This window comes from Kribbella pittospori, assembly GCF_004331465.1.
Taxonomy (GTDB): Bacteria; Actinomycetota; Actinomycetes; order Propionibacteriales; family Kribbellaceae; genus Kribbella; species Kribbella pittospori.
On sequence record NZ_SJKB01000002.1, the window covers coordinates 673,428 to 696,640 of the forward strand.

The 23,213-nt window shown below is 67.8% G+C and carries 28 protein-coding genes and 1 pseudogene; 12 read left to right on the forward strand and 17 right to left on the reverse strand.

The features are described from left to right. Nucleotides 1–16: 16 nt before the first annotated feature. Complete coding sequence (gene pstB, locus E0H73_RS09780) at nt 17–793, forward strand: phosphate ABC transporter ATP-binding protein PstB (RefSeq protein ID WP_131353162.1); 777 nt, start codon at nt 17–19, stop codon at nt 791–793. Nucleotides 794–849: 56 nt separating this feature from the next. Here the strand turns inward: pstB and E0H73_RS09785 are convergent, their stop codons facing one another. After that, entirely contained in the window at nt 850–1,263 is a 414-nt protein-coding gene (locus E0H73_RS09785) for a hypothetical protein (protein WP_131353163.1), read from the reverse strand. Nucleotides 1,264–1,364: 101 nt separating this feature from the next. On the opposite strand from E0H73_RS09785, the gene E0H73_RS46520 reads away from it, so the two are divergent. Then, nucleotides 1,365–1,991, forward strand: a complete 627-nt coding sequence (locus tag E0H73_RS46520) for a DUF4190 domain-containing protein (RefSeq protein ID WP_202867276.1) — start codon at nt 1,365–1,367, stop codon at nt 1,989–1,991. Between the two features lie 41 nt (nt 1,992–2,032). Here E0H73_RS46520 and E0H73_RS09795 read toward each other — a convergent pair whose 3' ends face one another. After that, nucleotides 2,033–2,473 carry a DUF2752 domain-containing protein gene (locus E0H73_RS09795; protein ID WP_238163907.1) on the reverse strand — a complete coding sequence of 147 codons (441 nt, stop codon included), beginning with the start codon at nt 2,471–2,473 and terminating at the stop codon, nt 2,033–2,035. A 105-nt stretch (nt 2,474–2,578) separates the two neighbouring features. Here E0H73_RS09795 and E0H73_RS09800 point away from each other — a divergent pair, with 105 nt between their 5' ends. Together E0H73_RS09800 and E0H73_RS09805 are read left to right on the forward strand one after the other, a co-directional pair. Continuing rightward, the gene (locus tag E0H73_RS09800; protein WP_131353165.1) at nt 2,579–3,280 is read left to right on the forward strand and encodes an RDD family protein; all 702 of its coding nucleotides are present in this window, start codon (nt 2,579–2,581) and stop codon (nt 3,278–3,280) included. A gap of 82 nt (nt 3,281–3,362) precedes the next feature. Next, nucleotides 3,363–3,986 carry an RDD family protein gene (locus E0H73_RS09805; RefSeq protein ID WP_131353166.1) on the forward strand — a complete coding sequence of 208 codons (624 nt, stop codon included), beginning with the start codon at nt 3,363–3,365 and terminating at the stop codon, nt 3,984–3,986. A gap of 3 nt (nt 3,987–3,989) precedes the next feature. Here the strand turns inward: E0H73_RS09805 and E0H73_RS09810 are convergent, their stop codons facing one another. The 3 genes from E0H73_RS09810 to thiC form a co-directional block, all read right to left on the reverse strand. Next, entirely contained in the window at nt 3,990–4,544 is a 555-nt protein-coding gene (locus E0H73_RS09810) for a hypothetical protein (RefSeq protein ID WP_131353167.1), read from the reverse strand. After that, nucleotides 4,541–5,098 (reverse strand): transposase, encoded by a 558-nt coding sequence (locus E0H73_RS09815; RefSeq protein ID WP_165555558.1) that lies wholly within the window; start codon nt 5,096–5,098, stop codon nt 4,541–4,543. The genes E0H73_RS09810 and E0H73_RS09815 overlap by 4 nt, the downstream gene beginning before the upstream one ends. Before the next feature lie 246 nt (nt 5,099–5,344). Next, on the reverse strand, nt 5,345–6,964 hold the full coding sequence (thiC, locus tag E0H73_RS09820) for a phosphomethylpyrimidine synthase ThiC (protein WP_131353169.1): 1,620 nt from the start codon (nt 6,962–6,964) through the stop codon (nt 5,345–5,347). A gap of 176 nt (nt 6,965–7,140) precedes the next feature. Between thiC and E0H73_RS09825 the strand changes: the two genes are divergently transcribed. Further along, nucleotides 7,141–7,887 carry a lysophospholipid acyltransferase family protein gene (locus tag E0H73_RS09825; protein WP_131353170.1) on the forward strand — a complete coding sequence of 249 codons (747 nt, stop codon included), beginning with the start codon at nt 7,141–7,143 and terminating at the stop codon, nt 7,885–7,887. A 144-nt stretch (nt 7,888–8,031) separates the two neighbouring features. Next, complete coding sequence (locus tag E0H73_RS09830) at nt 8,032–8,556, forward strand: hypothetical protein (RefSeq protein ID WP_165555559.1); 525 nt, start codon at nt 8,032–8,034, stop codon at nt 8,554–8,556. Between the two features lie 7 nt (nt 8,557–8,563). Here E0H73_RS09830 and E0H73_RS09835 read toward each other — a convergent pair whose 3' ends face one another. The 9 genes and pseudogenes from E0H73_RS09835 to E0H73_RS09875 form a co-directional block, all read right to left on the reverse strand. Then, nucleotides 8,564–8,782: a hypothetical protein gene (locus tag E0H73_RS09835; protein ID WP_202867277.1), complete on the reverse strand. Its 219-nt coding sequence runs from the start codon at nt 8,780–8,782 to the stop codon at nt 8,564–8,566. 236 nt (nt 8,783–9,018) lie between these two features. After that, nucleotides 9,019–9,699: pseudogene (locus E0H73_RS09840) on the reverse strand (inorganic phosphate transporter); the annotation flags it as partial. Nucleotides 9,700–9,786: 87 nt separating this feature from the next. Further along, nucleotides 9,787–10,785, reverse strand: coding sequence for an inorganic phosphate transporter (locus E0H73_RS09845; protein WP_131353172.1), 999 nt, complete (start codon nt 10,783–10,785; stop codon nt 9,787–9,789). A 2-nt stretch (nt 10,786–10,787) separates the two neighbouring features. Continuing rightward, nucleotides 10,788–11,420, reverse strand: a complete 633-nt coding sequence (locus tag E0H73_RS09850) for a DUF47 domain-containing protein (protein WP_131353173.1) — start codon at nt 11,418–11,420, stop codon at nt 10,788–10,790. A 305-nt stretch (nt 11,421–11,725) separates the two neighbouring features. Then, nucleotides 11,726–12,034 (reverse strand): DUF202 domain-containing protein, encoded by a 309-nt coding sequence (locus tag E0H73_RS09855; RefSeq protein WP_165555561.1) that lies wholly within the window; start codon nt 12,032–12,034, stop codon nt 11,726–11,728. After that, on the reverse strand, nt 12,031–12,375 hold the full coding sequence (locus tag E0H73_RS09860; protein ID WP_131353175.1) for a YidH family protein: 345 nt from the start codon (nt 12,373–12,375) through the stop codon (nt 12,031–12,033). Before E0H73_RS09860 ends, E0H73_RS09855 begins: the two co-directional genes overlap by 4 nt. Next, nucleotides 12,372–13,613 (reverse strand): glycoside hydrolase family 3 N-terminal domain-containing protein, encoded by a 1,242-nt coding sequence (locus tag E0H73_RS09865; protein WP_131353176.1) that lies wholly within the window; start codon nt 13,611–13,613, stop codon nt 12,372–12,374. Before E0H73_RS09865 ends, E0H73_RS09860 begins: the two co-directional genes overlap by 4 nt. A gap of 2 nt (nt 13,614–13,615) precedes the next feature. Continuing rightward, nucleotides 13,616–14,101, reverse strand: coding sequence for a MarR family winged helix-turn-helix transcriptional regulator (locus E0H73_RS09870; protein ID WP_131353177.1), 486 nt, complete (start codon nt 14,099–14,101; stop codon nt 13,616–13,618). Beyond that, nucleotides 14,080–15,018, reverse strand: a complete 939-nt coding sequence (locus E0H73_RS09875) for a DMT family transporter (RefSeq protein ID WP_131353178.1) — start codon at nt 15,016–15,018, stop codon at nt 14,080–14,082. Before E0H73_RS09875 ends, E0H73_RS09870 begins: the two co-directional genes overlap by 22 nt. A 38-nt stretch (nt 15,019–15,056) precedes the next feature. On the opposite strand from E0H73_RS09875, the gene E0H73_RS09880 reads away from it, so the two are divergent. Further along, nucleotides 15,057–15,677, forward strand: coding sequence for a TetR/AcrR family transcriptional regulator (locus tag E0H73_RS09880; protein WP_202867278.1), 621 nt, complete (start codon nt 15,057–15,059; stop codon nt 15,675–15,677). Here the strand turns inward: E0H73_RS09880 and E0H73_RS09885 are convergent. Both E0H73_RS09885 and E0H73_RS09890 read right to left on the reverse strand, forming a co-directional pair. After that, nucleotides 15,674–16,336, reverse strand: a complete 663-nt coding sequence (locus E0H73_RS09885; RefSeq protein WP_131353179.1) for a potassium channel family protein — start codon at nt 16,334–16,336, stop codon at nt 15,674–15,676. The genes E0H73_RS09880 and E0H73_RS09885 overlap by 4 nt on opposite strands. After that, nucleotides 16,333–16,851 (reverse strand): acyl-CoA thioesterase, encoded by a 519-nt coding sequence (locus tag E0H73_RS09890; protein WP_131353180.1) that lies wholly within the window; start codon nt 16,849–16,851, stop codon nt 16,333–16,335. The genes E0H73_RS09885 and E0H73_RS09890 overlap by 4 nt, the downstream gene beginning before the upstream one ends. 161 nt (nt 16,852–17,012) lie before the next feature. Between E0H73_RS09890 and E0H73_RS09895 the strand changes: the two genes are divergently transcribed. Together E0H73_RS09895 and E0H73_RS09900 are read left to right on the forward strand one after the other, a co-directional pair. Next, nucleotides 17,013–17,975, forward strand: coding sequence for a hypothetical protein (locus E0H73_RS09895; protein ID WP_131353181.1), 963 nt, complete (start codon nt 17,013–17,015; stop codon nt 17,973–17,975). Nucleotides 17,976–18,221: 246 nt separating this feature from the next. After that, a complete protein-coding gene (locus tag E0H73_RS09900; RefSeq protein WP_131353182.1) occupies nt 18,222–18,716 on the forward strand; it encodes a hypothetical protein in 495 nt (164 codons plus the stop codon). 592 nt (nt 18,717–19,308) lie between these two features. Here the strand turns inward: E0H73_RS09900 and E0H73_RS09905 are convergent. Continuing rightward, nucleotides 19,309–19,932, reverse strand: coding sequence for a flavin reductase family protein (locus E0H73_RS09905; protein WP_131353183.1), 624 nt, complete (start codon nt 19,930–19,932; stop codon nt 19,309–19,311). Nucleotides 19,933–20,019: 87 nt separating this feature from the next. On the opposite strand from E0H73_RS09905, the gene E0H73_RS09910 reads away from it, so the two are divergent. The 3 genes from E0H73_RS09910 (at nt 20,020) to E0H73_RS09920 (ending at nt 23,074) form a co-directional block, all read left to right on the forward strand. After that, a complete protein-coding gene (locus E0H73_RS09910) occupies nt 20,020–21,108 on the forward strand; it encodes a phosphotransferase family protein (protein ID WP_131353184.1) in 1,089 nt (362 codons plus the stop codon). Nucleotides 21,109–21,201: 93 nt separating this feature from the next. Beyond that, nucleotides 21,202–22,236 (forward strand): L-glyceraldehyde 3-phosphate reductase, encoded by a 1,035-nt coding sequence (gene mgrA, locus E0H73_RS09915; RefSeq protein ID WP_131353185.1) that lies wholly within the window; start codon nt 21,202–21,204, stop codon nt 22,234–22,236. 178 nt (nt 22,237–22,414) lie between these two features. Further along, nucleotides 22,415–23,074 carry a hypothetical protein gene (locus E0H73_RS09920; protein ID WP_131353186.1) on the forward strand — a complete coding sequence of 220 codons (660 nt, stop codon included), beginning with the start codon at nt 22,415–22,417 and terminating at the stop codon, nt 23,072–23,074. Nucleotides 23,075–23,213: the final 139 nt, after the last annotated feature.

Below are 23,213 nucleotides of genomic sequence, written 5' to 3' on the forward strand. Positions count from 1 at the left end.
GAGGTTCTGAGTCGATATGGCCAAGCGCATCGAGGTCAGTGGCCTCAACGTCTACTACGGCGACTTCAAGGCCGTCGAGGACGTGTCGATGACGATCGAGCCCCGCTCGGTCACCGCGTTCATCGGTCCGTCCGGCTGCGGCAAGTCCACCTACCTGCGGACCCTGAACCGGATGCACGAGGTGATCCCCGGCGCCCGGGTCGAGGGCAAGGTGCTGCTGGACCAGCAGGACCTGTACGCCTCCGGCATCGACCCGGTCGCCGTCCGCCGGGTGGTCGGCATGGTGTTCCAGCGGCCGAACCCGTTCCCGACGATGTCGATCTTCGACAACGTCGCGTCCGGGCTGAAGCTGAACGGCGTCAAGGACCGCAAGCGGCTCACCGAGACGGTCGAGAAGTCCTTGCACGGCGCGAACCTGTGGAACGAGGTCAAGGACCGCCTGGACAAGCCGGGCGCGGGTCTGTCCGGTGGTCAGCAGCAGCGGCTGTGCATCGCCCGGGCGATCGCGGTCGAGCCCGAGGTGATCTTGATGGACGAGCCGTGCTCGGCGCTGGACCCGATCTCCACGCTGGCGATCGAGGACCTGATCGAGCAACTGAAGGACCGGTTCACCGTGGTCATCGTCACGCACAACATGCAGCAGGCGGCCCGGGTCTCGGACCAGACGGCGTTCTTCAACCTGGCCGCGACCGGCAAGCCCGGCCGGCTGATCGAGATGGGCGCGACCAAGCAGATCTTCTCCAACCCGACCGAGAAGGCCACCGAGGACTACATCACCGGCCGCTTCGGCTGATCCGTTCCACCCAACGGCATCCGGCCGCCGCGAGGGATTTCCTCGCGGCGGCCGTTTTACAGGCAGACGGTCCGCGCGTAGTTCACCCGGGCCAGCACATCGGCAGCCTGGTGCGCGGAGTTCACCCGGACGTGGGTGGTGTGTGTGCGGCCGCCACTCTGCACGCTGACCTGCACGAACCCGATCGTCGTACGCTCCTTGCACAACAGGAACAACAGCCCGAGCAGACACGCCAACGCGAACACGATCGCCAACGCAATCGCCCGCCCCGGGATCCGCTCCTCCGTCCGCGACATGTCCATCGCCCACCAGTTCGCCCCGCGCGTGGGCAAGATCCCCGCGGGGCTGACGATCCGGAGCTGCTCGACGGAGATGTCGCCGATGGTCACGAGGACCGGTCCGCCGGGCAGCCGCTGCTGGGACTGCGGATGCGGGACAGGCAGTGGGAATGGCATCGGGCTCTCGGTCACCCACTCAGCGTAGGGGGCTGGGGAGCGGCGCGGGGGCGTGACCGGGAACCTGTGGAAAAGATAGCCTTCGAGGATTCCTAGACGTCTCAGAAGGGACTGCGGTGAGTACTCCGACGCCTCCCCCCGGCGATGATCAGAACGACCAGAACAGGCCGCAGGACACGCCCGACGAGAGCGGGAACGACCAGCCGAGCCAGTACGGCGAGCAGCCGCAGGATCCGTACGGCCAGCAGCCGGGCCAATACGGTCAGCCCGGGCAGTACGGTCAGCAGCCCGGCCAATATGGGCAACAGCAGCCAGGGCAGTACGGCCAGCCCGGTCAGTACGGGCAGCCGGGACAGCAGAGCTATGGGCAGCAGCCGGGATACGGTCAGCAGCAGCCTGGGCAGTACGGCCAACAGCCCGGTCAGTACGGGCAGCAGCAGCCGGGCCAGTACGGGCAGTACGGTCAGCAGCCCGGCCAGCCGGGTCAGTACGGGCAGTACCCGGGCGGCGCCTACGGGTACGGCGCTCCGGCCGCGCCACAGAGCAACACCCCGCAGGTGCTGTCGATCATCGGCATCGTCTGCTGGTTCTGCTGCGGTATCGCCTCGGTCGTCCTCGGTCTGGTTGCCCAGGGCAAGTTCCGTGAGCAGGGCAAGCCGGACACGCTGGCGAAGGTCGCCTGGATCGGCGGCATCGTCTCGATCGTGCTCTCGACGATCTACACCATCACGCAGTACAGCTGACGGCTCGTCGCGGGCGGCGGCGCTGGTCCGCCCGCGACGTCTCAGTTCAGGTTGCGGGCGACGCCATACACGATCAGGAGCACGGCCAGCGCCTTGGTCAACCAGGCGAGTGTGCGCGGGCTGAGCGTCAACCGGGGCAGACGGATCAGCCGCAGCGATTCGAGCGCCCAGGCCAGCATTTGGTAGCCGATGGCAACACCGATGAGCGGGCCGATCACCAGCACCACCGGGTTGAAATGCCAGGCCGCGTCCAGATCCCCACGCAGCAAGGCGGCTGCCATCCGGGTCGAGCCGCAGAACGGGCAGTTCAGCCCCGTGGTCGCGTGCAGGATGCAGGGAATGCCGATCCGCTGGCCGGACAACTGGTACACGGCCGCGAGGGCGAAACCGCCCACTCCGACGGCCGCCGCGCCGAGCAATCGGCGGTCCAGCGGGCGGACCGGACCGGTCGGCCGGAGTACGACGCTCAGCGAAAGACTCACCGGACAACGGTAACTCTCATCTCGTGGGATCCGTAGCCGGAGCTGAGCCGTCGGACGGTTAGCCTGCAACTCACTCCTCATCTGTATTCACTAGAAGGGATCGTCGTGAGCAATCCGACGCCACCGCCGGGTTACGGCCCGCAGGACTCCCAGCAGCCGGGTCAGTACGGCCAGCCCGGCCAGTACGGGCAGCCCGCGCAGCAGCCGGGTCAGTACGGGCAGCAGCAGCCCAGCTATGGCGGCCAGCAGCCGGGCTACGGGCAACAGCCCGGGCAGTACGGTCAGCAGCCTGGCCAGTATGGGCAGCAGCCCCAGCAGTACGGGCAGCAGCCGGGTTACCCGCAGTACGGCGGTCAGCCGGGCTACCCGCAGCAGTACGGTCAGCCAGGCGGGTACGGCGTACCCAGCAACCTGGCGGCCTGGCCGAACCGGGTCGGCGGCTGGCTGATCGACGTACTGATCATCATGGTGCCGTACGGCATCGGGATCGCGCTTGCGAGCGGCAACAGTTCAGCCATGGCCATCCTGGCCCTGCTGTTCTACCTGGTCGGCATCGGCCTGGGGATCTGGAACATCGTGTTCCGGCAGGGCACGACCGGGCAGACCCTCGGCAAGTCGGCGCTGGGCCTCAAGCTGATCGACGGGATCAGCGGCCAGCCGGTCGGTCCGGGCAAGGCGTTCCTGCGCCAGCTCACCCACATCCTGGACGGCGCCGCCTGCTACATCGGCTACCTGTGGCCGCTGTGGGACGAGAAGCGGCAGACGTTCGCGGACAAGATCAACAACACCTACGTCATCAAGCTCTGACGTTTCAAGCTTCATCCGGACGCCGTGGCCTGTTCAGGTCGCGGCGTTCGGCGTTCCCGGCGCCTGCCAATACGATGCCGCAGTGAGTACACCGATGCCACCGCCGTATGGGCAGGACGGACGGCCCTACCAGGGTGGTCACCAGCAGCAGGGATACGGTCCGTACGGCCAGCAGCCGTACGGTCAGCCGCCGGCCTACGGGTACGGGCAGATGCCGCCGCCGTACGGACAACCGCAGTACGGGTACGGCTACGGACCTCAGGTTCCGTTGGCCGACTGGGGTCCGCGGGCCGGCGCCTTCCTGATCGACTCCCTGATCAGCGCAGTGCCGATCCTGATCGGGTACGGCGTGTTCATCGCGAACATCGCGACCCGCGAGAACAACACCTATCCCGATGACGGCCCGCAGGCCTACGCGATCATCCTGTTCCTGCTCGGGATCGCCGCGAGCATCGGCCTGACCCTGTGGAACCGGGTCTTCCGCCAGGGCAGGACCGGTCGCAGCGTCGGCAAGAGCGCGCTGAACCTGCGGCTGGTCGACTCCGCCTACTTCCAGCCGGTGGGCGCCGGCAAGGCGTTCCTGCGCGAGTTCCTCAGCGGGCTCTTCAACAACGCCTGCTTCCTGAACCTGCTGTGGCCGCTGTGGGACGACCAGAAGCAGACCTGGCATGACAAGGTCATGTCGACGTACGTCCTGAAGGACTGAACCTCAGCGCGCCAGCGGGAAGCCGGCGCAGGCCACTGCCCACAGCACACTGGTGAAGCTGCCGATGATGAAGCGTTCGGCAACCGCCTGCGGCGTGACCGAAGCCGGCTGGTCGGGGCTGCGCAGCTCCGGATAGCGAGCCAGGCCCTTGATGGCCAGCACGATCGCCACTCCCTCGGGCCATCCCGCCACCAGCGCCGCGTAGATGGCCAGGCGCTCGAGCGAACCGATCAGAGCGCCGCCGCGCAGCACCTCACCGGCCTTCTGCGTCGACTGCGCTCTCGTGTTGCCCCGGTCGACGAGAGCCAGCACAGATGTCGTCAGCGGGCCGCCACCGGTCACTGCCAGCCCGCCGGCCAGCAGGAGCAGCACGTTCCACCAGCGCTCACGCCAGCCCTCGACTCCGTCGCCGGCCAGCAGCAGGACGCCGACGGTGATCAGGCAGACCAGCATCACTCCGCTGAGCACGATCTCCAGCGTCGACCCGGCCTTGGGGACCCACGCCAGAACGGCGAGGATCAGGCCGGCGGCGGTGAACGACAGGACGAGTGCCGTCACGCGGTGGCCCCGGCATCGAGCAGCTCGGCCGCCAGCGCTCGTCCACGTTGCTCTTCGGCGACTCCGGCCGCCTGGGCCCGCTGCGTCACCGCGGACTGACTGATGCCGAGCTTCACGCCGATCTCGCGCCGGGTCAGCCCTTCGGCCAGCAGGTCGGCGACAGCCCAGCCGCGCTCGCTCCGCCGCCGCAGCACCGACGCCATCAGCCACAGCACCGTCTCGACCTGCTCGGCGCAGTGCGCGTCGGAGCCGACCACGTTGACGTGGTGTGGGCTCGATTTGGCCCGATTCACTGCCTCCCGCGCGAACACGAACGCGTCCCCACTGCCGGCCCGCGTACTGCGCGGCAACGGCTGCGTGACTTCACCGACCCCGAGTCCGACGTACCAGGTGTCGGCGCGCAGCAGTTCGACGATCACGTCGATCGTGGCGCGCGCCTCCGACAGGATGCCCTGCACTTCGTCGCCGGCCGTCCGCTCGAACTTGCGGAGCAACCCGGTCCGCCGGGGCCGGCGGTTCAGGATGTTCAGTAGCTCGGGTACGAGATCGGTCATGCTTCGGCTGCCCCGCTGATCTACCGTGAGAACGAAGACCACTGTGCTGCACCTCCTTCCCGACGCTGTTAAGGCTACAATCTTATTCACGTAGAGTGAAGGAAAAAACCTGAATCGGTTCATCCGATCACTCCCCGTGATCGTCGGGCAGGACCGCCCATCCACTCATTCTCCGCTGGATCCGGGGGTCGAGGCATCTCGACTCGCCCCCCGGATCTCACCGAGCGTCAGCAGGAACCAGGATCCTCACTCTGCCAGCGGCAGGTACAGCTTCTTGTCGTGGGCCTTGAAGGTCTCCGACATCTCGGCGAAGCCGGCCTCGATCGCCTCGGTGGAGGTCAGGCCATGTTCCTCGGCGTACGCGCGGATGTCGGCGGTGATCCGCATCGAGCAGAACTTCGGGCCGCACATCGAGCAGAAGTGCGCGGTCTTGGCCGGCTCGGCCGGCAGGGTCTCGTCGTGGAAGGACCGCGCGGTGTCAGGATCCAGCGAGAGGTTGAACTGGTCCTCCCAGCGGAACTCGAACCTTGCCTTCGACAACGTGTCGTCCCAGGCCTGCGCGCCCGGGTGTCCCTTGGCCAGATCCGCCGCGTGAGCAGCGATCTTGTACGTGATCACACCGGTCTTCACATCGTCGCGATCCGGCAGGCCGAGGTGCTCCTTCGGCGTGACGTAGCAGAGCATCGCCGTACCCAGCCAGCCGATCTGGGCCGCGCCGATCGCGCTGGTGATGTGGTCGTACGCCGGCGCCACATCAGTTGCCAACGGCCCCAATGTGTAGAACGGCGCCTCGCCGCACAGCTCCTCTTCGAGCCGGACGTTCTCGGCGATCTTGTCCATCGGCACGTGTCCCGGACCCTCGATCATCACCTGGACGTCGTGCTCCCAGGCGACCTTGGTGAGCTCACCCAAGGTCCGCAGCTCCGCGAACTGCGCCGCGTCGTTGGCATCCGCGATACATCCGGGCCGCAGACCGTCGCCGAGTGAGAACGTCACGTCGTACTCGCGCAGGATCTCGCACAGCTCGGCGAAATGCGTGTACAGGAAGGATTCCTGGTGATGCGCGAGGCACCAGGCCGCCATGATCGACCCGCCGCGCGACACGATCCCGGTGATCCGCCGCGCTGTCAGCGGGACGTACCGCAGCAGGACGCCGGCGTGCACGGTCATGTAGTCGACGCCCTGCTCGCACTGCTCGATCACCGTGTCGCGGTACACCTCCCACGACAGTTCGGCCGGATCGCCCTTCACCTTCTCCAGCGCCTGGTACAGCGGCACCGTCCCGATCGGCACCGGCGAGTTGCGCAGGATCCACTCCCGCGTCTCGTGGATGTTCTTGCCGGTGGACAGGTCCATCACCGTGTCCGCGCCCCACCGGGTAGCCCAGACGAGCTTCTCCACTTCCTCCTCGACCGACGACGTCACCGCCGAGTTGCCGATGTTCGCGTTCACCTTCACCAGGAACTTCTTCCCGATGATCATCGGCTCGCTCTCCGGGTGCCGCCGGTTCGCCGGGATCACGGCCCGGCCGCGCGCGACCTCGGACCGGACGAACTCCGGGTCCATGCCCTCCCGCAGGGCGACGTACCTCATCTCCTCCGTGATGGTGCCGGCTCGCGCGTACGCCAACTGGGTCAGTGGCGCGCGCCCGGCGATCCAGTCCCGCCGCAGTGCGGGCAGACCGGCCTGTACGTCGATCCGCGCCGACGCGTCCGTGTACGGACCGGACGTGTCGTACAGGTCGAAGTGTTCGCCGTTGGTGAGGTGGACGCGACGGGCCGGGACCCCCAACTCGCCGCGATAGATCTTCTCCGACCCCGAGATCGGGCCGGTGGTGACAGTGGGTCGAATCGTGCTGACAGTCACTGTGCTGCTCCCTACGCCGGAATTACCCGGACAGGTTCGGCGGTCGGCGGCGCCGGACCAGTTGTCGTTCTCCTGGCCAGCCGCCCTCTCAGCCCGCTACGGTGCGAGCTCCCGCGATCTCCAATTGTCACCGTCACTCTAACCCGTCGTCTTGACCGGGCCGGTAGCGTCGGGGGATGCGAGACCTCGTGTACCCGCCCGTGATCGGCTTCGCGAAGACCGCGTTCAAGGTGCTGGACCTGAAGATCCGGATGACCGGGACCGAGAACGTGCCGCGGACCGGCGGCGCGGTGATCGCGCTGAATCACATCAGCTACGTCGACTTCATCCTGGGCGGGTTCGGCGCGGTGCCGAGCAAGCGACTGGTCCGCTTCATGGCCAAGGACGTGCTGTTCCGCAACCGGTACTCCGGTCCGCTGATGCGCGGCATGCACCACATCCCGGTGGACCGGTCGGCGGGTACGGCGTCGTACCGGGAAGCGATCCGCTACCTGAACGACGGCGAGATCGTCGGGGTGTTCCCCGAGGCGACGATCAGCCGGTCGTTCGAGCTGAAGGAGTTCAAGTCCGGCACGGTCCGGATGGCCGCGGAGGCCGGCGTACCGGTGGTCCCGCTGATCCTGTGGGGGACGCAGCGGATGCTGACGAAGGATCATCCGCGCGACTTCTCCCGGCATCGCGCGATCGCGATCACCGTCGGCGAGCCGATCGCGGTCGGCACCGACGACGACCCCGCCGAGGCGACCGCGCACCTGCGGACGACGATGGCCGGGATGCTCGATCGGACCATCCGCGACTACCCGGAGCAGCCGGCCGGCGCCTGGTGGCTGCCCGCGTCGTACGGCGGTGGTGCGCCGGCTCCCGAGGAGGCGGAACGCCTGGACCAGGAGGAGCTCGCCCGGCGGGCAGCCCGCCGCAAGTAAGCACACCGTCAGTAACGCGGACAAGACCTTGACCCCCGGGTGACCCCGAGGGTACGAAAGGCTCTTGTTGACAGTGCAGGAAACCTGGGGGGTCCCTGTGACGCCGGCCGGTTGGCGGCGGTACTCGGGTGGGCGGGGAAGGTTGTGTTCGATTCACCGGAAGAGCTGCATCTCTTCGAACCGGGGATGCTGGCGGTGGCGCCGCATGTGGCAGAGCACATCCCGGACGCCGGCGTCTACTTCGTCGACTGGGCCATCCAGGACCTGCCGGCCGACCGCGCCCGCGAGGTCGAGTCCGCGGTGAACGGCAGGCGCTGCCAGAACGGCTGGTTCCCGCTGGAGAGCCTGGACAGCATCGGCAGCCGCGGGTACTGGCGTGGTCCGCTCACCTACCTCGCCCGGATGACGGCCGACGACACGACGATCCTGCAGGAGTGGTCGACGAACGGGCTCGGCGGCGACGACGAGAGCAGGATCGAGGCGACCGTGAACCACCTGCTCTGTCAGCAGGGTCACGCGGCCGCGGCGACCTGGGCCGTCGCGGTCCGCCCGAAGACCTACCTGGACGCAGCGCTGCTCGGCGACCGGCTGGCCGCCGCATGGGAGTACAACCTCGGCTCGATCCGCTCCAAGGACGTGGCCAAGTCGGTACGCCGCTGGAACCGCTAGGGCGTCCTCAGTGGAACTGCGGGATGATCAGGTACAGGCCGTAGAAGACGGCCGCCAGGCAGGCGGCGAAGCAGAGCCCGGCCACCGTGGTGTCGACGACCGACGGCGGCTTCTTCTCGTCGATCGCCACCGCCCGCCGCGCCATCGCCGCCACTCCGAGCGCGAACACGACCGCCACCCCGACCCCGAAGATCAGGCTGACCAGTGCCACCTCACCGAGCCGCACTCCAGTCGATGTGCATCGCCGTACTCCTCTCAGGCCGCCGCGGCCGTGGTGGCCGGCGTGGTCGGGTACTTGTTGACGTTGTCCGACGTCACCGGGCGGCGGCGGGACGCGAGGTAGATGCCGCCACCGGCCACGATCGCGAGCAGCGCGATGATGACGACGCCGAGGTTGCCGGAGTCGGCCACGCGGCCGGACAGCGCGCCGACGACCGCGGCGGCCGGCAGCGTGATGGCGGCGATGGCCAGACCGGCCGAGAGGATCACCCACACCGGCGGCCCGGAGCCCTGCGCCAGGCTGCCCGAGGTGATCAGCACCAGCGTGATGACGCCCATCGTCTTCTGCGCGTCACCGGTGCCGTGCGCGAGTGAGACCAGTGAGGCGGAGGCGATCTGACCGGCACGGAACCCGTCCTCGACCGACTTCTGCCGGGCCCGCTGGGTGATCTTGTAGGCCAGGAAGGTGCCCAGCAGGGCCACGACGCCGGCCACGATCGGTGCGGCCACGGCCGGCACGATGACCTTCTGCACCACGGTGCCGAAGTGCACCGCACTACTGCCGGCCGCGATCCAGGTGGCGCCGATCAGTCCACCGAACAGCGCGTGCGACGAGGAACTCGGCAGGCCGAGGTACCAAGTCAGCAGGTTCCACAGGATCGCGCCGACCAGGCCGCCGAAGATGACCGGGACGGTGATCTTGGTGTCGTCGACCAGTCCGCTGGAGATGGTCTTGGCCACCTCGGTGGAGATGAAGGCGCCGACCAGGTTGAGCACTGCCGAGATGGCCACCGCGATCTTGGGTCTGAGCGCGCCGGTGGCGATGGACGTCGCCATCGCGTTGGCGGTGTCGTGGAATCCGTTGGTGAAGTCGAAGACCAGAGCGGTGACGATCACCACGACGACGAGGAACGACAGGTCCATGCGATCACTTCCCTGGGGCGGACGATCAGCAGCGACGATCGACCGTAGGCCGGGTGAGTGAACGTGGAATGAACCCAGCCTGGGAACTTACTCCAAGATCAGGTGGGCCAGTCCGTAGCAGGCCGCGGCGACCAGGCCGGCGGCGGGAATGGTCAGCACCCAGGCCACGACGATGCTCCTGGCAACGCCCCAGCGGACCGCGGACAGCCGCTTGGTCGCGCCGGCGCCCATCACCGCGGACGTGATCGTGTGGGTGGTGGAGACCGGCGCGTGCAGGCCGATCGCCATCACGTACAGCACGGTCGCGGCGACCGCCTCGGAGGCGAACCCCCGGGCCGGGTCCAGATGGATGATCCGGCGGCCCAGGGTGCGCATGATCCGCCAGCCGCCGGAGTACGTGCCGAGCGAGATCGCGGTCGCGGCCGAGAGCTTGACCCACAGGGGGATCCCGTCCGACTCGTTGACGTGACCGGTGGTCAGCAGGGCGAGGAAGATGACACCCATCGTCTTCTGCGCGTCCTGCAGACCGTGGCCGAGCGCCACCGCCGCGGCCGACAGTGACTGCGACATCCTGAAGCCGCGGGTGACCTTGCCCGGATTGCTGCGCCGGAACACCCAGAGGATCGCGAGCATCAGCACGAAGGCGCCGAGGAAGCCGACCCCCGGCGACAGCACCATCGGGATGACGACCTTGTCGAGAATCCCGGACCACAGCACCACGCTGCCCGAGGCGATCCCGGCGCCGACCAGGCCACCGATCAACGCGTGCGAGGAGGAACTGGGCAGGCCGAGGCGCCAGGTGATCAGGTTCCAGGTGATCGCGCCGATCAGTCCCGCGATCACGACGACCAGGCCGTGCTCCCCGCTCGGTGCGCTGATGATGCCCTTGCCGACGGTCTCGGCCACCTCGGTGCCGAGGAACGCTCCGAGGAAGTTCATCACCGCCGCCATCGCGAGCGCGACCCGCGGGGTCAGCGCCCGGGTCGAGACCGAGGTCGCGATCGCGTTCGCGGCGTCGTGGAAGCCGTTGGTGTAGTCGAAGACCAGCGCGATGACGACGACGGCGACGACGAGCGTGAGCTCCACGCTCAGCTCTCCTTGACGGCGATCTGCTCGACCGTGTTGGCGACGTGTTCGAAGGCGTCGATCGCGGCCTCCAGCAGGTCCACCACGGTCTTGAACTTCATCACGGTCAGCGCGTCGTACTCGCCGCTGAACAGCTTGGCGATGATCCGCCGGTGCACCGCGTCACCGGTGTTCTCGAGCCGGTTGATCTCGATCCAGTACTCGGCCAGGTCCTTCATCGTGCGCAGCCGGGGCATCGTCTCGGCGGTCAGTTGCGCCATCCGCTGGAGGACCTCGATCTGCTCGGCGATCTCCTCCGGCAGCTTTTCCAGGTTGAACAGGTGGACCGAGTCGACGGCCTCCTCCATGAAATCCATCACGTCGTCGAGATCGGAGGCCAGCCGGTAGATGTCCTCGCGGTCGAACGGGGTGACGAACGTCGAGTTCACCCGGCGGATGATCGAGTGGGTGGTCTCGTCGGCCGCGTGCTCGGCGTCCTTCATCTGGGCGGCGATCTGGTGGCTCGACGACAGCCCGGTTCCGGCGGTGCTGCCGAGCAATTCGGCCAGGATCCGGGATCCGTCCACGAGGTGGTTGGCGGATTCGGTGAAAAGGTCGTAGAACGTCGGGTCGTTCGGACGCAGACGTAACGGCACTTCAAGCTCCGGATGAACGAGGGACAAACCGTGAACATGCTAGGGCATGGCTTTCAGTCCCCTGCCGTCGCGAGCAGGTGCTCGGTGGTGTAGCTCGGTGTGCTGGGGCCGAGGTTTCGATGCGAAGCATCGTGACCTTGGCACCAGTGCAGTGAGATGCGCCACCGAGTGCCGCGCAGTAGGCAGGGGGCTGAAAGCCATGCCCTCGGGGGGAACTTGCGGTTGACGGCGCATCCGCCTGGTCAAGGTAGCGCGTCGGTATGAACTGCCCCAAGGGGAAGTGACCGGAGAGTATCCGAATCGTTTCAACGAGTGATCACGGCGTACAGGTCGAAAAGACCCACCACGAGCACCAGTCCGGCCGCGATCCGGAGCACCCGATCGTGGCCGAGGGCATGGATCGCGGCACCTCCGGTACGGCGGTAGACGGCGCTCACCGCTGCCCAGCAGGACAGGGACAGCACCAGTACGACGATGCCGAGGCCGGTGCGGACGTCCGACGTACCGTGGCCGGAGGCAAGCAACAGGACGCCGTTCGCGATCAGTCCAAGGGCGGTCCGGCGCCAGGCGAGCAGGGTGCGCTCGGGCTGCAGCCCGGGATCGGGTGTGCTCATCGCCACAGTGAGAAGATCAGGCCGATCAGGCCGACCACGGCGATCGTTGCCCCCAGCATCAGCGGCAGGCGGGTCAACGGGAGCGGCCCACCGCGGCGGATCGCGGCCAGGTTCTGCTGCCAGCGGCGGAAGGCGCCGGCCGTGGTGATGATACCGACAGTAACCAGAACGACACCGATGATGCGCGCGGGCCAGCGGTCCGGACCGAGATCCAGGAACTGCACCGCGGACAGACCGCCGGCGTAGCAGGCCAGCGAGGTCCGCAGGTAGGCCAGATAGGTGCGTTCGTTCGCCAGGGTGAAGCGGTAGTCGGGTTCGGTCTCTTCGTACTCTTCCGTCATCCGCAGCTCACCAGGCCGTACTTCTGCTTCAGTGTCAGCACACGCCTCACGCTACTGCTCACCTGCGCGGCGAACGTCTTGTCCTGCTCGGCCTTGGACACCAGCGCGTTCACCATGGTGGCCGTCTGCGACGCCGTGGCGTTGATCACGATGTCCCCACCGGCCGCCACGAACCGCGTCGCCCGCTGCCCCACCGGCACCGATTTGACCTCCGCGGCCGCTCCGACGTCGTCGGTGATGACCACTCCATCGAACCCGAGGTCCCCGCGCACCATCCCCTGGATGACGGTCCGCGAGAACACGGCACGGTTCTTCGGATCGATCTTGGCGTAGGTGACGGTGGCGATCATCACCATCTCGCTCCCCGCCCGGACGCCGTCCGCGAACGGCTTGAGGTAGGCGTCCCCGCGGACGGTGACGTTGTCGACCACTCCGGACGAGAAGTCCGTGTTGCCGCGCACCCGGCCGAGTCCCGGGAAGTGCTTCACCGAGGTCATCACTCCGGCCGACCGCATGCCGCGTACGAACGCCTGGACCGGCGGCCCGACCTCAGCCGGGGTGTTGCCGTACTCCCTGTCCAGACTGCCGATCGGCGCGTTCTGACTCTTCAGAGAGCTCGGTACGACGTCCGCCACCGGAGCGAGGTTGAGGTTCACACCGGCCTGCTTGAGTTGGTCGCCCCAGTGGTCCGCGTTGCTGGTGAGCTTGGAGCTGGACCAGGTGCCCTGCACGGTGGCTGCGGGGATGCGGTCGAAGCCGGATCCCTTGAGGCGCTGGATCTGTCCGCCCTCCTGGTCCGCTGCGATCAGCGGCCGGACGCCCTTGACCGTGTCGGCGGTCCTGACCGCAGCCATCGCCGTACGCGTGTGGGAGAGGCTGCCACCAGTGCCGAGCAGGAGTACGCCGCCGGGCTTCTCCTGCTGGACGATGGAGCGCTGGCTCGAGGTCATGCCGTTGGCACTGATACCGGTGAGGATCAGCTGGGCCGCCTTCTCGCTGAGCGTGAGGGCTTTGAGCTTCTGGTCGACGCAACTCGCCGGTGTTGCTGTCGGCGTGGGAGTCGGGGTTGCTGACGGCGTCGGCGTCGTGGGTGACTCGGTGGTCGGCGGCTGGGTCGTCGGCAGCGGCACGGAGGATGAGGGCGCCGTACTCGGACCGGCCGTGGGTGGAGAGTCGGTGTCGCTGCAGCCTGCGAGCAGGAGCGCCGTCAGCAGGACCAGAGCGGCTGGATGCCTCATTGTCAGCGTCGCTCCCAGGCGGCGCGGTCGACCGTGTCGCCGGAGTGCCGGGCGAGCGTCGCGCACAGGTCGTAGAGGTGCTCGACCTGCTCCTCGCTGAGCGCGTCGAAGATCGACTTGCGGACTTCCTCCACATGACCGGGCGCGGTCTCGACCAGCTTCTGCCGGCCGAGGTCGGTGATGATCGCCACCTGCCCGCGACGGTCGGACTCGATCGCCTCCCGCCGTACCCATCCGGTCTGCTCGAGCCGGTTCACCGCGTGCGAGAGGCGGCTGCGTGAACCAAGGGTGGCGACGGCGAGCTCACTCATCCGCAGCCGGCCGTCAGGTGCGTCGGACAGCCGGACCAGGATCTCGTAGTAGGTGTGCGGGATTCCGGCATCGCGTTGCAGTTGCTGCTCGATCCGGGTGTTCACCACGCGCTGGGCCGCGATGAACGCTCGCCATGCCTGCTGCTCTGTCTGGTTCAGCCACCGGGGTTCCGCCATCCCCGCAGCGTAGCCAGTACGGCTCCGTCATGCTCGTTGAGCCTGACCAGCAGTACGGCGGCCGCACAGACCAGCATGCCGATCACCGCCAGCGCACCGATCGTCTCGTCGAACATCAGGTACGCGATCACCATCGTGGTCGGCGGTACGAGGTACAGCAGACTGCTGATGCGGGTGGCACCGGACAGCTTCAGGTTGACCAGGTAGAGCCCCCAACCGCCACCTGTTGCCAGCAGCACCAACCAGAAGACGGCGCCGTAGAAGCCCGGTTCGTTCGGCACTGTCAGTTGGTCGGTGGTCACGGCCAGCGCGACGAACAGCACAGTGGAAACAAGGCTCTGGATGCAGAGTGCGTCGAGCGAACTGGTGCTGGGCTTGCGGCGGCGTTCCAGACACGTGCCGACGACCATGCCGAGCACACCCCCGAGTGGCACCAGGAAGAGCAGCGGTGAGAGGTGGCCGGCGTGTAGGTCATCCGCGACGACGAGAGCGACTCCGGCGAGGCCGAGTGCCAGACCGATCCACTGACGTCGATTGACGGGTTCGCTGAGCAACGGTCCGGCGACTGTGGCGATCAGGATCGGTTGAAGCGACCCGATGAGTGCAGTGACGCCCGCACTGATGCCGTGGTCGATCCCCGTGAAGATGAGGCCGAGATAAACGAACTGGGTGAGGACCGCCATCCCGACCTGGGTCACCAGGTCCCGTTTCGTCACTCGCGGGCGGCGGATGGCGAGGATCACCAGAGCCAACGCACCCGCAACCACGTAGCGCCAGGCGAGCAGGTCGAAGGCGGTCGTGTACTGCGTCCCCCACCGGGCGCCGATGAACCCGGAACTCCAGAACACGACGAACCCGGCGCCCGCGATCACAGTCACCGCGGGCAGACGCCGTACCGGAAGGGCCTGTGTGGTCATGAGGACACGGTAAACATACAGGTCGGTATACTGTCAGTGTGCTAGCTCAGCAGATGAGACTGCGGGTGGATCGCGGGCTGTCCGACGAGGCCCGGCTGACGCCGGCCGGGGAGCGGATCCTGGCCGCGGCGTCGACGCTGTTCTACGCGCACGGGATCCGGACGGTCGGCGTGGACACGATCGCCGCGGCCGCCGACGTGACCAAGAAGACGCTGTACGACCGGTTCGGGTCGAAGGATCGGCTCATCGCGGCGTACCTCGAGCGCCGGAACCGGGTCTGGCACGCGTTCCTCGACGACCAGCTCGCGGCGCGCAAGCCCGGTACGCCGGAGGAGGTCATCCTGGCGTTGTTCGGGGCACTGACCGACTGGGTGGCGGGGTCGCGGAACGGGTGCGGGTTCATCAACGCGAGCGTCGAGCTGGCCGCACCGGACCACCCGGCGATGCCGGTGATCGTGGGGCAGAAGCAGTGGATGCGGTCCGAGTTCAAGGCACAGGCCGAGCTGGCGGGGCTTGCTGACGCGGGTGAGCTCGCCGATCGTCTGCTCCTGCTGCACGAGGGCGCACTGGTGAGCTATCGGGTGGCGGCGATGGCTGACGCGACCGAGGTGGCGAGCCGCGCGGCCGCTGACATGCTGGCCTCCTGGCCGCGGATCTAGCTGTTGCTGCGTCTCATGATGGTCAGACCGACCAGGCGGGACACCACCATGGCGACGTACCCGAGGCCGGCGAGCTGCTCGAGCATCACCACCGACCTGGCCCAGGACGTGATGGGGACGATGTCGCTCAACCCCGTGCTGGAGAGCGTGGTGAAGCTCAGGAACAGCAGCTCCATCCAGGTGCGATCGCTCGCCGGGTCAACGGCTGCGGTGAAGCTGCCGGGCACGAGAGCCTGCACGAACACGTACAGGTAGGCGAAACCCCAAGCCACCAAGGTGAACGTGGCACCGGTCGCATACAGCTCGTCGGCACTCACGTCATGGTCGGACAGCATGTAGCGAAGCAGGCTGTAGGCCGCGTAGAAGTAGAAGGCGGCGTGCAGTACGCCGGAGATCGCGATCACTGGCTCGGTCGGGTTGGCTGCGTCGACCAGTGACAGGGCGACGGCTGGGATGCCCAGACAGATGCTGACCCAGGTCAGTCCGGGCGTGGCCCGTACCGAGAACACCGCGAGCGCCAGTACGACGATCCCCAGGATCTCGAACGCAACCCGTCCGCCGCGCGATCCCTCCATCGCCGGGTAGACCAGGACGCCGAGCAACTGCACCACAAGCAGAACAGCGGACGGATGCCGCCGCGCACTCCCGACCACGGTCATGTCCCGGCCTCCCCCATCTTGCGGGACTCGATGATCGCCGCGCGGCGTGCCAGCCGGTGGTGCCGCCGGATCTCCGCCTCCCGAAGCCGTCGCCGTTCCTCATCGGTCTCGGCGATCACCTGTGGGACCTCACGCGGCTTCCCGTGCTCGTCGACCGCGACGAACACCAGGTACGCCGAGGCGACGTGCACCTCCGGTCCGACAGAGTCCCACCGGTCCGCGGTGATCCGGACACCGACCTCCATCGAGCTCCGGCCAGTCCAGTTGACCTGGCCACTCAAGTGGATGACGTCACCGACCCGGACCGGCACCAGGAAGGTCATCTCGTCCATCGACGCGGTGACGGCCGCGCCGCCGGAGTGCCTGGCCGCGACGACGCCGGCGACCGAGTCGACCAGAGTCATGATCACGCCACCGTGCACTGTCCCCAGCAGGTTGGTCTCGTTCTGCGCGGTGATGTGCGACAACGACAACCGCGTCACCGACGTCGGCCGTGACGACGGGGTGCTGGACATGCCGGCTCCTTCTGGGGTGGGTCTTTCTCGGTAGGCCCTTCTGGCGGGTCCTTCTGGCGGGTCTGCGCAGACTATCCCGGGTGGGTTGTCCACAGGTTCGAAATCACCGGCCGCGACGGGTGCCGATCCTCGTACTTTCTCTGGGCGAGGAGGTGGTCCCGATGACCATCGACACCTGCACCGACCACCATGCCCAAGGCAACCACTCCGACCGGCCGGATCCGGTCCTGACTCCCCTGACCCGCGGCCAGGCCGCGCGGCTGATCAGCCTCGGCTTGTCCACCGCGGCCCGACTCGGTCTCGACGTCATGTACGAGGGCGGCGCCGCCCTCGTCCCCGTCGCGCCGTCCGCATCCAGCCCGGTGCTCGGCCTGAGCAACCTGGCCCGCGTCGTCGCCCGGTACGACGAGGACCGCTGGCCGGCCCTGGTCGAGGAGCACTTCGTCCAACTCCAGGAAAAGCTCCGCGAAGGCCCACCACTCCCACCCACGGATCCCGAGCGGGATCTGATCCAGCGCCTCGTTCCCCGCGATGCGCTGCCCACCGAATGGACCTCCGGGCGCCCCGACTTCCTTCCCGGGCTGCTGTCCGTTCCGTCGACCACGGAGGACGGCGTGGTCACCATGTACCTCGACCCCACCGACTTCGGTCTCACCTGGTCCGAAGCCGAGCAGCACGGCCTGACCAACCTGCGTTGCATCACCGACCACGTCGAATACCTCACCCAGGACGAGCTCCGGATCGCCGCCGTCACCGGCTCGCCGTACGCCGCCTCCCGGGCCCTGGTCCTCGACACCGTGCTCCGCGAATCCCTCCACATCGAGACCCCGTCCTACGGGGTCCTGGCCGGGCTGCCGTCCCGTGACCTTCTGTTGATCCATGTCATCGAGGACCTGTCGGTCATCCCTGCCCTCGGGCTGATGCTCAACCTGACGGCCCGCTCCCACGCCCACGACCCTGGCCCTCTGTCACCCGACGTCTACCTGGTCACCCAGGCCGCCGACACCCCGTGGACCTGGCATCCCGCCACCACTCCCTCCCCCGACCACACACCACTTCGTCTCTCCTCGCAGCTCCAGTCGCTCACACAGCATCTGGCCACTCGAGAATCTCCACCGACCTGAGTGCCACGCCGAGGGCGGCCCGGGCGTCCTCAGGGTGAGGTGAGGTAGATGCGCAGAGTACGGCGTACGCGTGGTGGCCACGATCGCCCCTCCGGTGTTCGACTGGGATCGGTCGCCGTGGTCGTTGCGGCTGTCGTTGGTGCCGGTGTTGTGGCCGGCTGCGGCGATGAGGCTGCAGGTGGGTCGCCTGGGATTCCGTATGGGTCGCCGGTGCCGTATGGGTCGCCGGTGCCGTATGCGTCGCCGGTGCCGTCCGGCAACGACGCTGCCGTGACGGCTGCCGCGGATGTGCTGAATCCCTTGCTGCTCCAGGACTTCCCCGCTTCGTTCGCCGGTCTGGTGCTCGATCACGACAAGCGCGTCGTGATCGTGTACCGGAAGCCTGACGCCGCCCTCGACGCCCGGGTGCGCGAAGAGGTCAAAGGCGTCACCGTGGACCTACGCGACGCCCGGATGAGCCAGCGCGAGATGGCGGCCCTGAGGGATCGGGTCATCGCCGACATCAGCTACTGGGCCGAGCGCGGTATCGCAGTCAACGGTGCAGGACCAAAACCAGACGGCTCCGGCGTAGAGGTGATGACAACGTCCGGCACCTCATCCGACCAGAAGAAGCTCAGAGCCCACTACCGAACCAACGCCATCCTCGTAACCCAAGGCCACCCAGCAATCGCAGCCCCCATGACAATCCCAGCCACCCCCCTCAAACGCCCCATCACCCCAATCACCCCACCACCGCGATGAGACCTCAGTCCGGAACGCCTCGCCCCGACAAGCCCCCAGCCCCCCAGCCCCGCCAGCCGTAGCACCTCCACCCCGGCAACACCTCCACCCGCAAGCGCCTCCGCCCAGAGAGCACCTCCACCCGCAAGCGCCTCCGCCCAGAGAGCACCTCCACCCGCAAGCGCCTCCGCCCAGAGAGCACCTCCACCCGTAGCGCCGCCCAGACGGTCCCCCTGCCCCGACAGCGCCACCATCCCGTAAAGCGCCTCCACCCGGACGGCCCACCGCACCGCCAACGGCACTAGCCGACAGCACCTCCGCCTGACAGCATCTCGCCCCGACGCCGGACGGCGCCGCAATGGCCTCCAGCTCAGTCTTCGTCGTCTCCAACAGCCTCCGCCTCCGCCGCCTCCGCCCCCTCACCTGACGGTCGGCCCGCTGGCGGGTTGTTTGCTCACTAGCCGCCTACAACCCGCCATCGAGCGGACAAAGCGCCAGCCCCCGCAACACCTCCACCCCGACAAGAGTCGCCCAGTTGTGGGATCGCGCTGACGTGACTCGATCGGTGGATCGGACGGCCGGCGTACCCGACCTGCTAACCGGAGATGTCGTGTCAGGGGGTGGGGGGCTTGAAGTGGCCGGGCCAGTCGGAGTGGCGGATTCGGGTGATCGAGCGGACTTCGCCGAGGGTGGACCACTCGTCCTTGCCCAGGCGGGCCAGCGGACGTAGGAGGTGGATGTCGGGGCGGTCGTCGACCATCACGGCCTCGTCGATGGCGAGGTGGCGGACCTGACCGATCACCACGGTGGAGTCGCCCAGTTCGAGGGTGGTGTGCAGCGTGCACTCGATGGCGACCGGTGACTCCGCGACCCGAGGTACGGCGACTGTGCGGGCGGGTTCGGTGGTCAGGCCAACGGCTTCGAACTCGTTGATCTCCGGCGGGAAATTGGTGCCGGTGGCGTTGACCTGTTCGAACAAGGGCTCGGCGGCGAAGTTGACCACGAACTCGCGGGTGGCCTCGACGTTGTTCAGGCTGTCCTTGCGGCCGACGGAGGTGAACTGGACCATCGGCGGCCGCACACACGCCACGGTGAAGAACGAGTGCGGCGCCAGGTTGAGCACGCCGTCGGCGGACAGGCTCGAGACCCAGGCGATCGGGCGCGGTACGACGATCGAGTTCAGCATCGCGTAGATCTCGCGCCGTCCGACGGTCTCCGGATCCAGGTCGACTCGCACGCTCGCAGTACATCAAATCCGGTGGACGCCGTGGGGCACCGACTGAAGGATCGAGACGACAGACGCCAGACCACGACGGAGGTATGTGTGGGAGATCACCATAAGGACCCGGAGATCGCCGAGACCGGGCAACAGCACCAGACCGCACCGGACCAGACCGCCGAGACCGGACGGCGGCACCAGACCGCACCGGACCAGACCGCCGAGGGCGGCCGGCGGGACGGGATCGCGCCGGGGCAGACCACTGAGGACGAGCAGCGGGACGGGACTGCGTCGGAGCAGATCGTTGAGGGCGGGCAGCGGGACGGGGTGGCGGCGGGGCAGGTCATTGAGGTTGGGGGGCGGTATGGGGTTGGGGCGGGGGAGATCGTTGAGGTTGTGGGTGGGGTGGCTAACCGTGGGTTCGTGCTGGGTGAGGAGTTGTTTCTGCGGGTGTCTCGGCCGGGGTTCGAGGGGGATCTGCGGAAGGAGGCGGCGGTTGTGCCGGTCGCCAGGGCAGCGGGTGTGTTGACGCCGGCGATCGTCGAGTACGACGACAGCCGGGCGATCATCGATGCGCCGTACGTCGTGATGCGGCGGGTGCACGGGGTCGAGCCGACCGCTGGACCGCCGAGCGGATTGGCAGAGCAGTTGGCTCAGCTGCACGAGCACGAGCGGACCGAGATCCCCGGACTGCCGCAGGACGACCGCGACGACCCGTGGCAGACGGTCGATCAACTGGCAGAGCACGGGACGATCGATCTCGGTACGGCGAAGTGGCTGAGCGACTGGTTCACCCGCCTGTCCGGCCGGTTCGACCGGAACGAAGCCAAGGTGCTGATCCACGGAGATGTTGCCGCACACAACCTTCTGGCCGGACCGGACGGCGAACTGCTGGCCCTGATCGACTGGGGTGATGCCGCCCGCGCCCCGCGCGGCATGGACTTCGCCAAGCTGCCCCTTGAGCATGTCGCCGCGATCCTGCCCGAATACGTCCGCCACACCCAGAACGCCGTACGGGAGGAGGAGGTTGCGGCGGCCGCGCTGTGGTTCCACCTGGACTGGGGGCTGGGGAAGCTGACCGCCGACCCGTGGCCCGGTCAGCGGCACTGGACCGCGCCGCCCGGCAGCCGGGTGCTCGGGTTGCTGCGGTTCTTCGCCGCCGGACCACCCGCGCCGTGGCGTGACCTGACCTGATCAAGAAGGCGGGGTTCTGGCTCTCAGTGCTGGGGTTTCTGCTGTAAAACAAGGGGTTTGCACTGGTCACGACATGCGGCAGACTGGGTTCTCGTGACTGACTACGTAGCCGCCCAGGACCGGTACGACGACCAGATGGCCTACCGCCGGACGGGGCGCAGCGGCTTACTGCTGCCCGCGATCTCGCTGGGGCTGTGGCACAACTTCGGCGACGACAAGCCGTTCACCACGCAGCGCGACATTCTGCGCCGGGCGTTCGACCTCGGCGTCACGCACTTCGACCTGGCGAACAACTACGGCCCACCGTACGGCTCGGCCGAGACGAACTTCGGGACGCACTTCGCCCGGGACTTCGCCAAGTACCGCGATGAGCTGATCCTGTCGACCAAGGCCGGTTACGACATGTGGCCGGGTCCTTACGGTCAGGGCGGCGGCTCGCGGAAGTACCTGCTCGCCTCGCTGGACCAGTCGCTGGCCCGGATGGGCGTGGACTACGTCGACATCTTCTACTCGCACCGGTTCGACCCGGACACCCCGCTCGAGGAGACGATGGGTGCGCTGGACGCCGCGGTGCGTTCGGGCAAGGCGCTGTACGCCGGCATCTCGTCGTACTCGGCGGACCGGACCCGGGAGGCGGCGCGGATCCTGCAGGAGTTGGGTACGCCGCTGCTGATCCACCAGCCGTCGTACTCGATGCTGAACCGCTGGATCGAGGAGGACCTGCTCGACGCCGTCGGCGAGCTGGGCGTCGGCGTGATCGCGTTCTCGCCGCTGGCGCAGGGCGTGCTCACCGACCGCTACCTGAACGGCGTCCCGGCCGACTCCCGCGCCGCGCAGGGCAAGTCGCTGAGCCCGGACTCGCTCACCGAGGACACCCTCAAGCACGTCCGCGCGCTGGCCGAGATCGCCAAGGAGCGCGGCCAGTCCGTCGCCCAACTGGCGCTCGCCTGGACGCTGCGCGACGACCGTGTCACCAGCGCGCTGATCGGGGCCTCCAGCGTCGCCCAGCTCGAGGACAACCTGGCGACCGTCCGGAACCTGAAGTTCAGCCCCGAGGAGCTCGAGGCCATCGACGCCGACGCCGTCGAGGCCGGCATCAACCTGTGGAAGAAGAGCTCGGACGGCTAGGGCGTGTCTCCCGATCCCACGCCGTAGCGAGCAGGTGCCCGCCGAGTGCCGCGCAGTAGGCGTGGGATTGGGAGACACGCCCTCAGTACCGGCGGGGAGGTTACGGTACGGGGCCGGGTGGTTGCGGTTGCCGGGGGTTGGGCACAGGCTGGAGGAGACCCTCCTGGAGGTGGTTGTCATGACCGCTTCGACGCTCGAACTGGCCCTGACCTACGAACATGCCCGGATCCGTGAGCTGGCTCAGCAGGCTCACCACCCGGCCGCCGCGCACCCCGAGCGCAGACATCAGACCGACTGGTTCTACGCCATCGCCGCGCAGCACCTGGCCGCCGCCGAAGACGTTCTCCTCCCGCACGTACGCCGACTCCCTGACGGCAGCAGCCTGGTCACCAGGTACGTCAGCAACGCCAAGGAGCTGGAGCGGTCACTGCGCTTCCTGAAAGGACGCCAGTACGGCGACATGCGGGTGCAGAACCTGACCGACCTGGAGGTGTGGACGTCCGTCGACCGGCTGCTCGCCGAACACGAGCGGCTGGAGACGTCGTACACCCAGCAGATCTGTGAGCAGCTGGACGACTCGCACATGAACACGTTGACCGAAGAGCTGCTGGAAGCCGAGGAGGTCGCGCCGACGCGGGCGCATCCGTACTCGCCACACACCGGCATGGCGGGCCGGATGGTGCACCGCATGTGGCGGCTGGCCGACAACGCCTGGGACAGCGCCGAGGGACGCGTCGTCCCGACCAAGTACCACGTACATCCGAAACGCGACTCCGCCCTGTCCCACTACCTCTACGGCACCGCGATTTCGGAGGACCAGGAAGAGCAGCAGCACTAGAAGCAAAGTGACCGGGCCCGGATCCTCGGATGCCTCCGAGGGGCCGGGCCCGGTCTGCCTGCTCTCACTGCGCCTGGTTGTGGGAGCCGGCGGGTCCCGCCTCCACTGCGCCTGGTGTGGAGGTGGGTCCCAACACCCT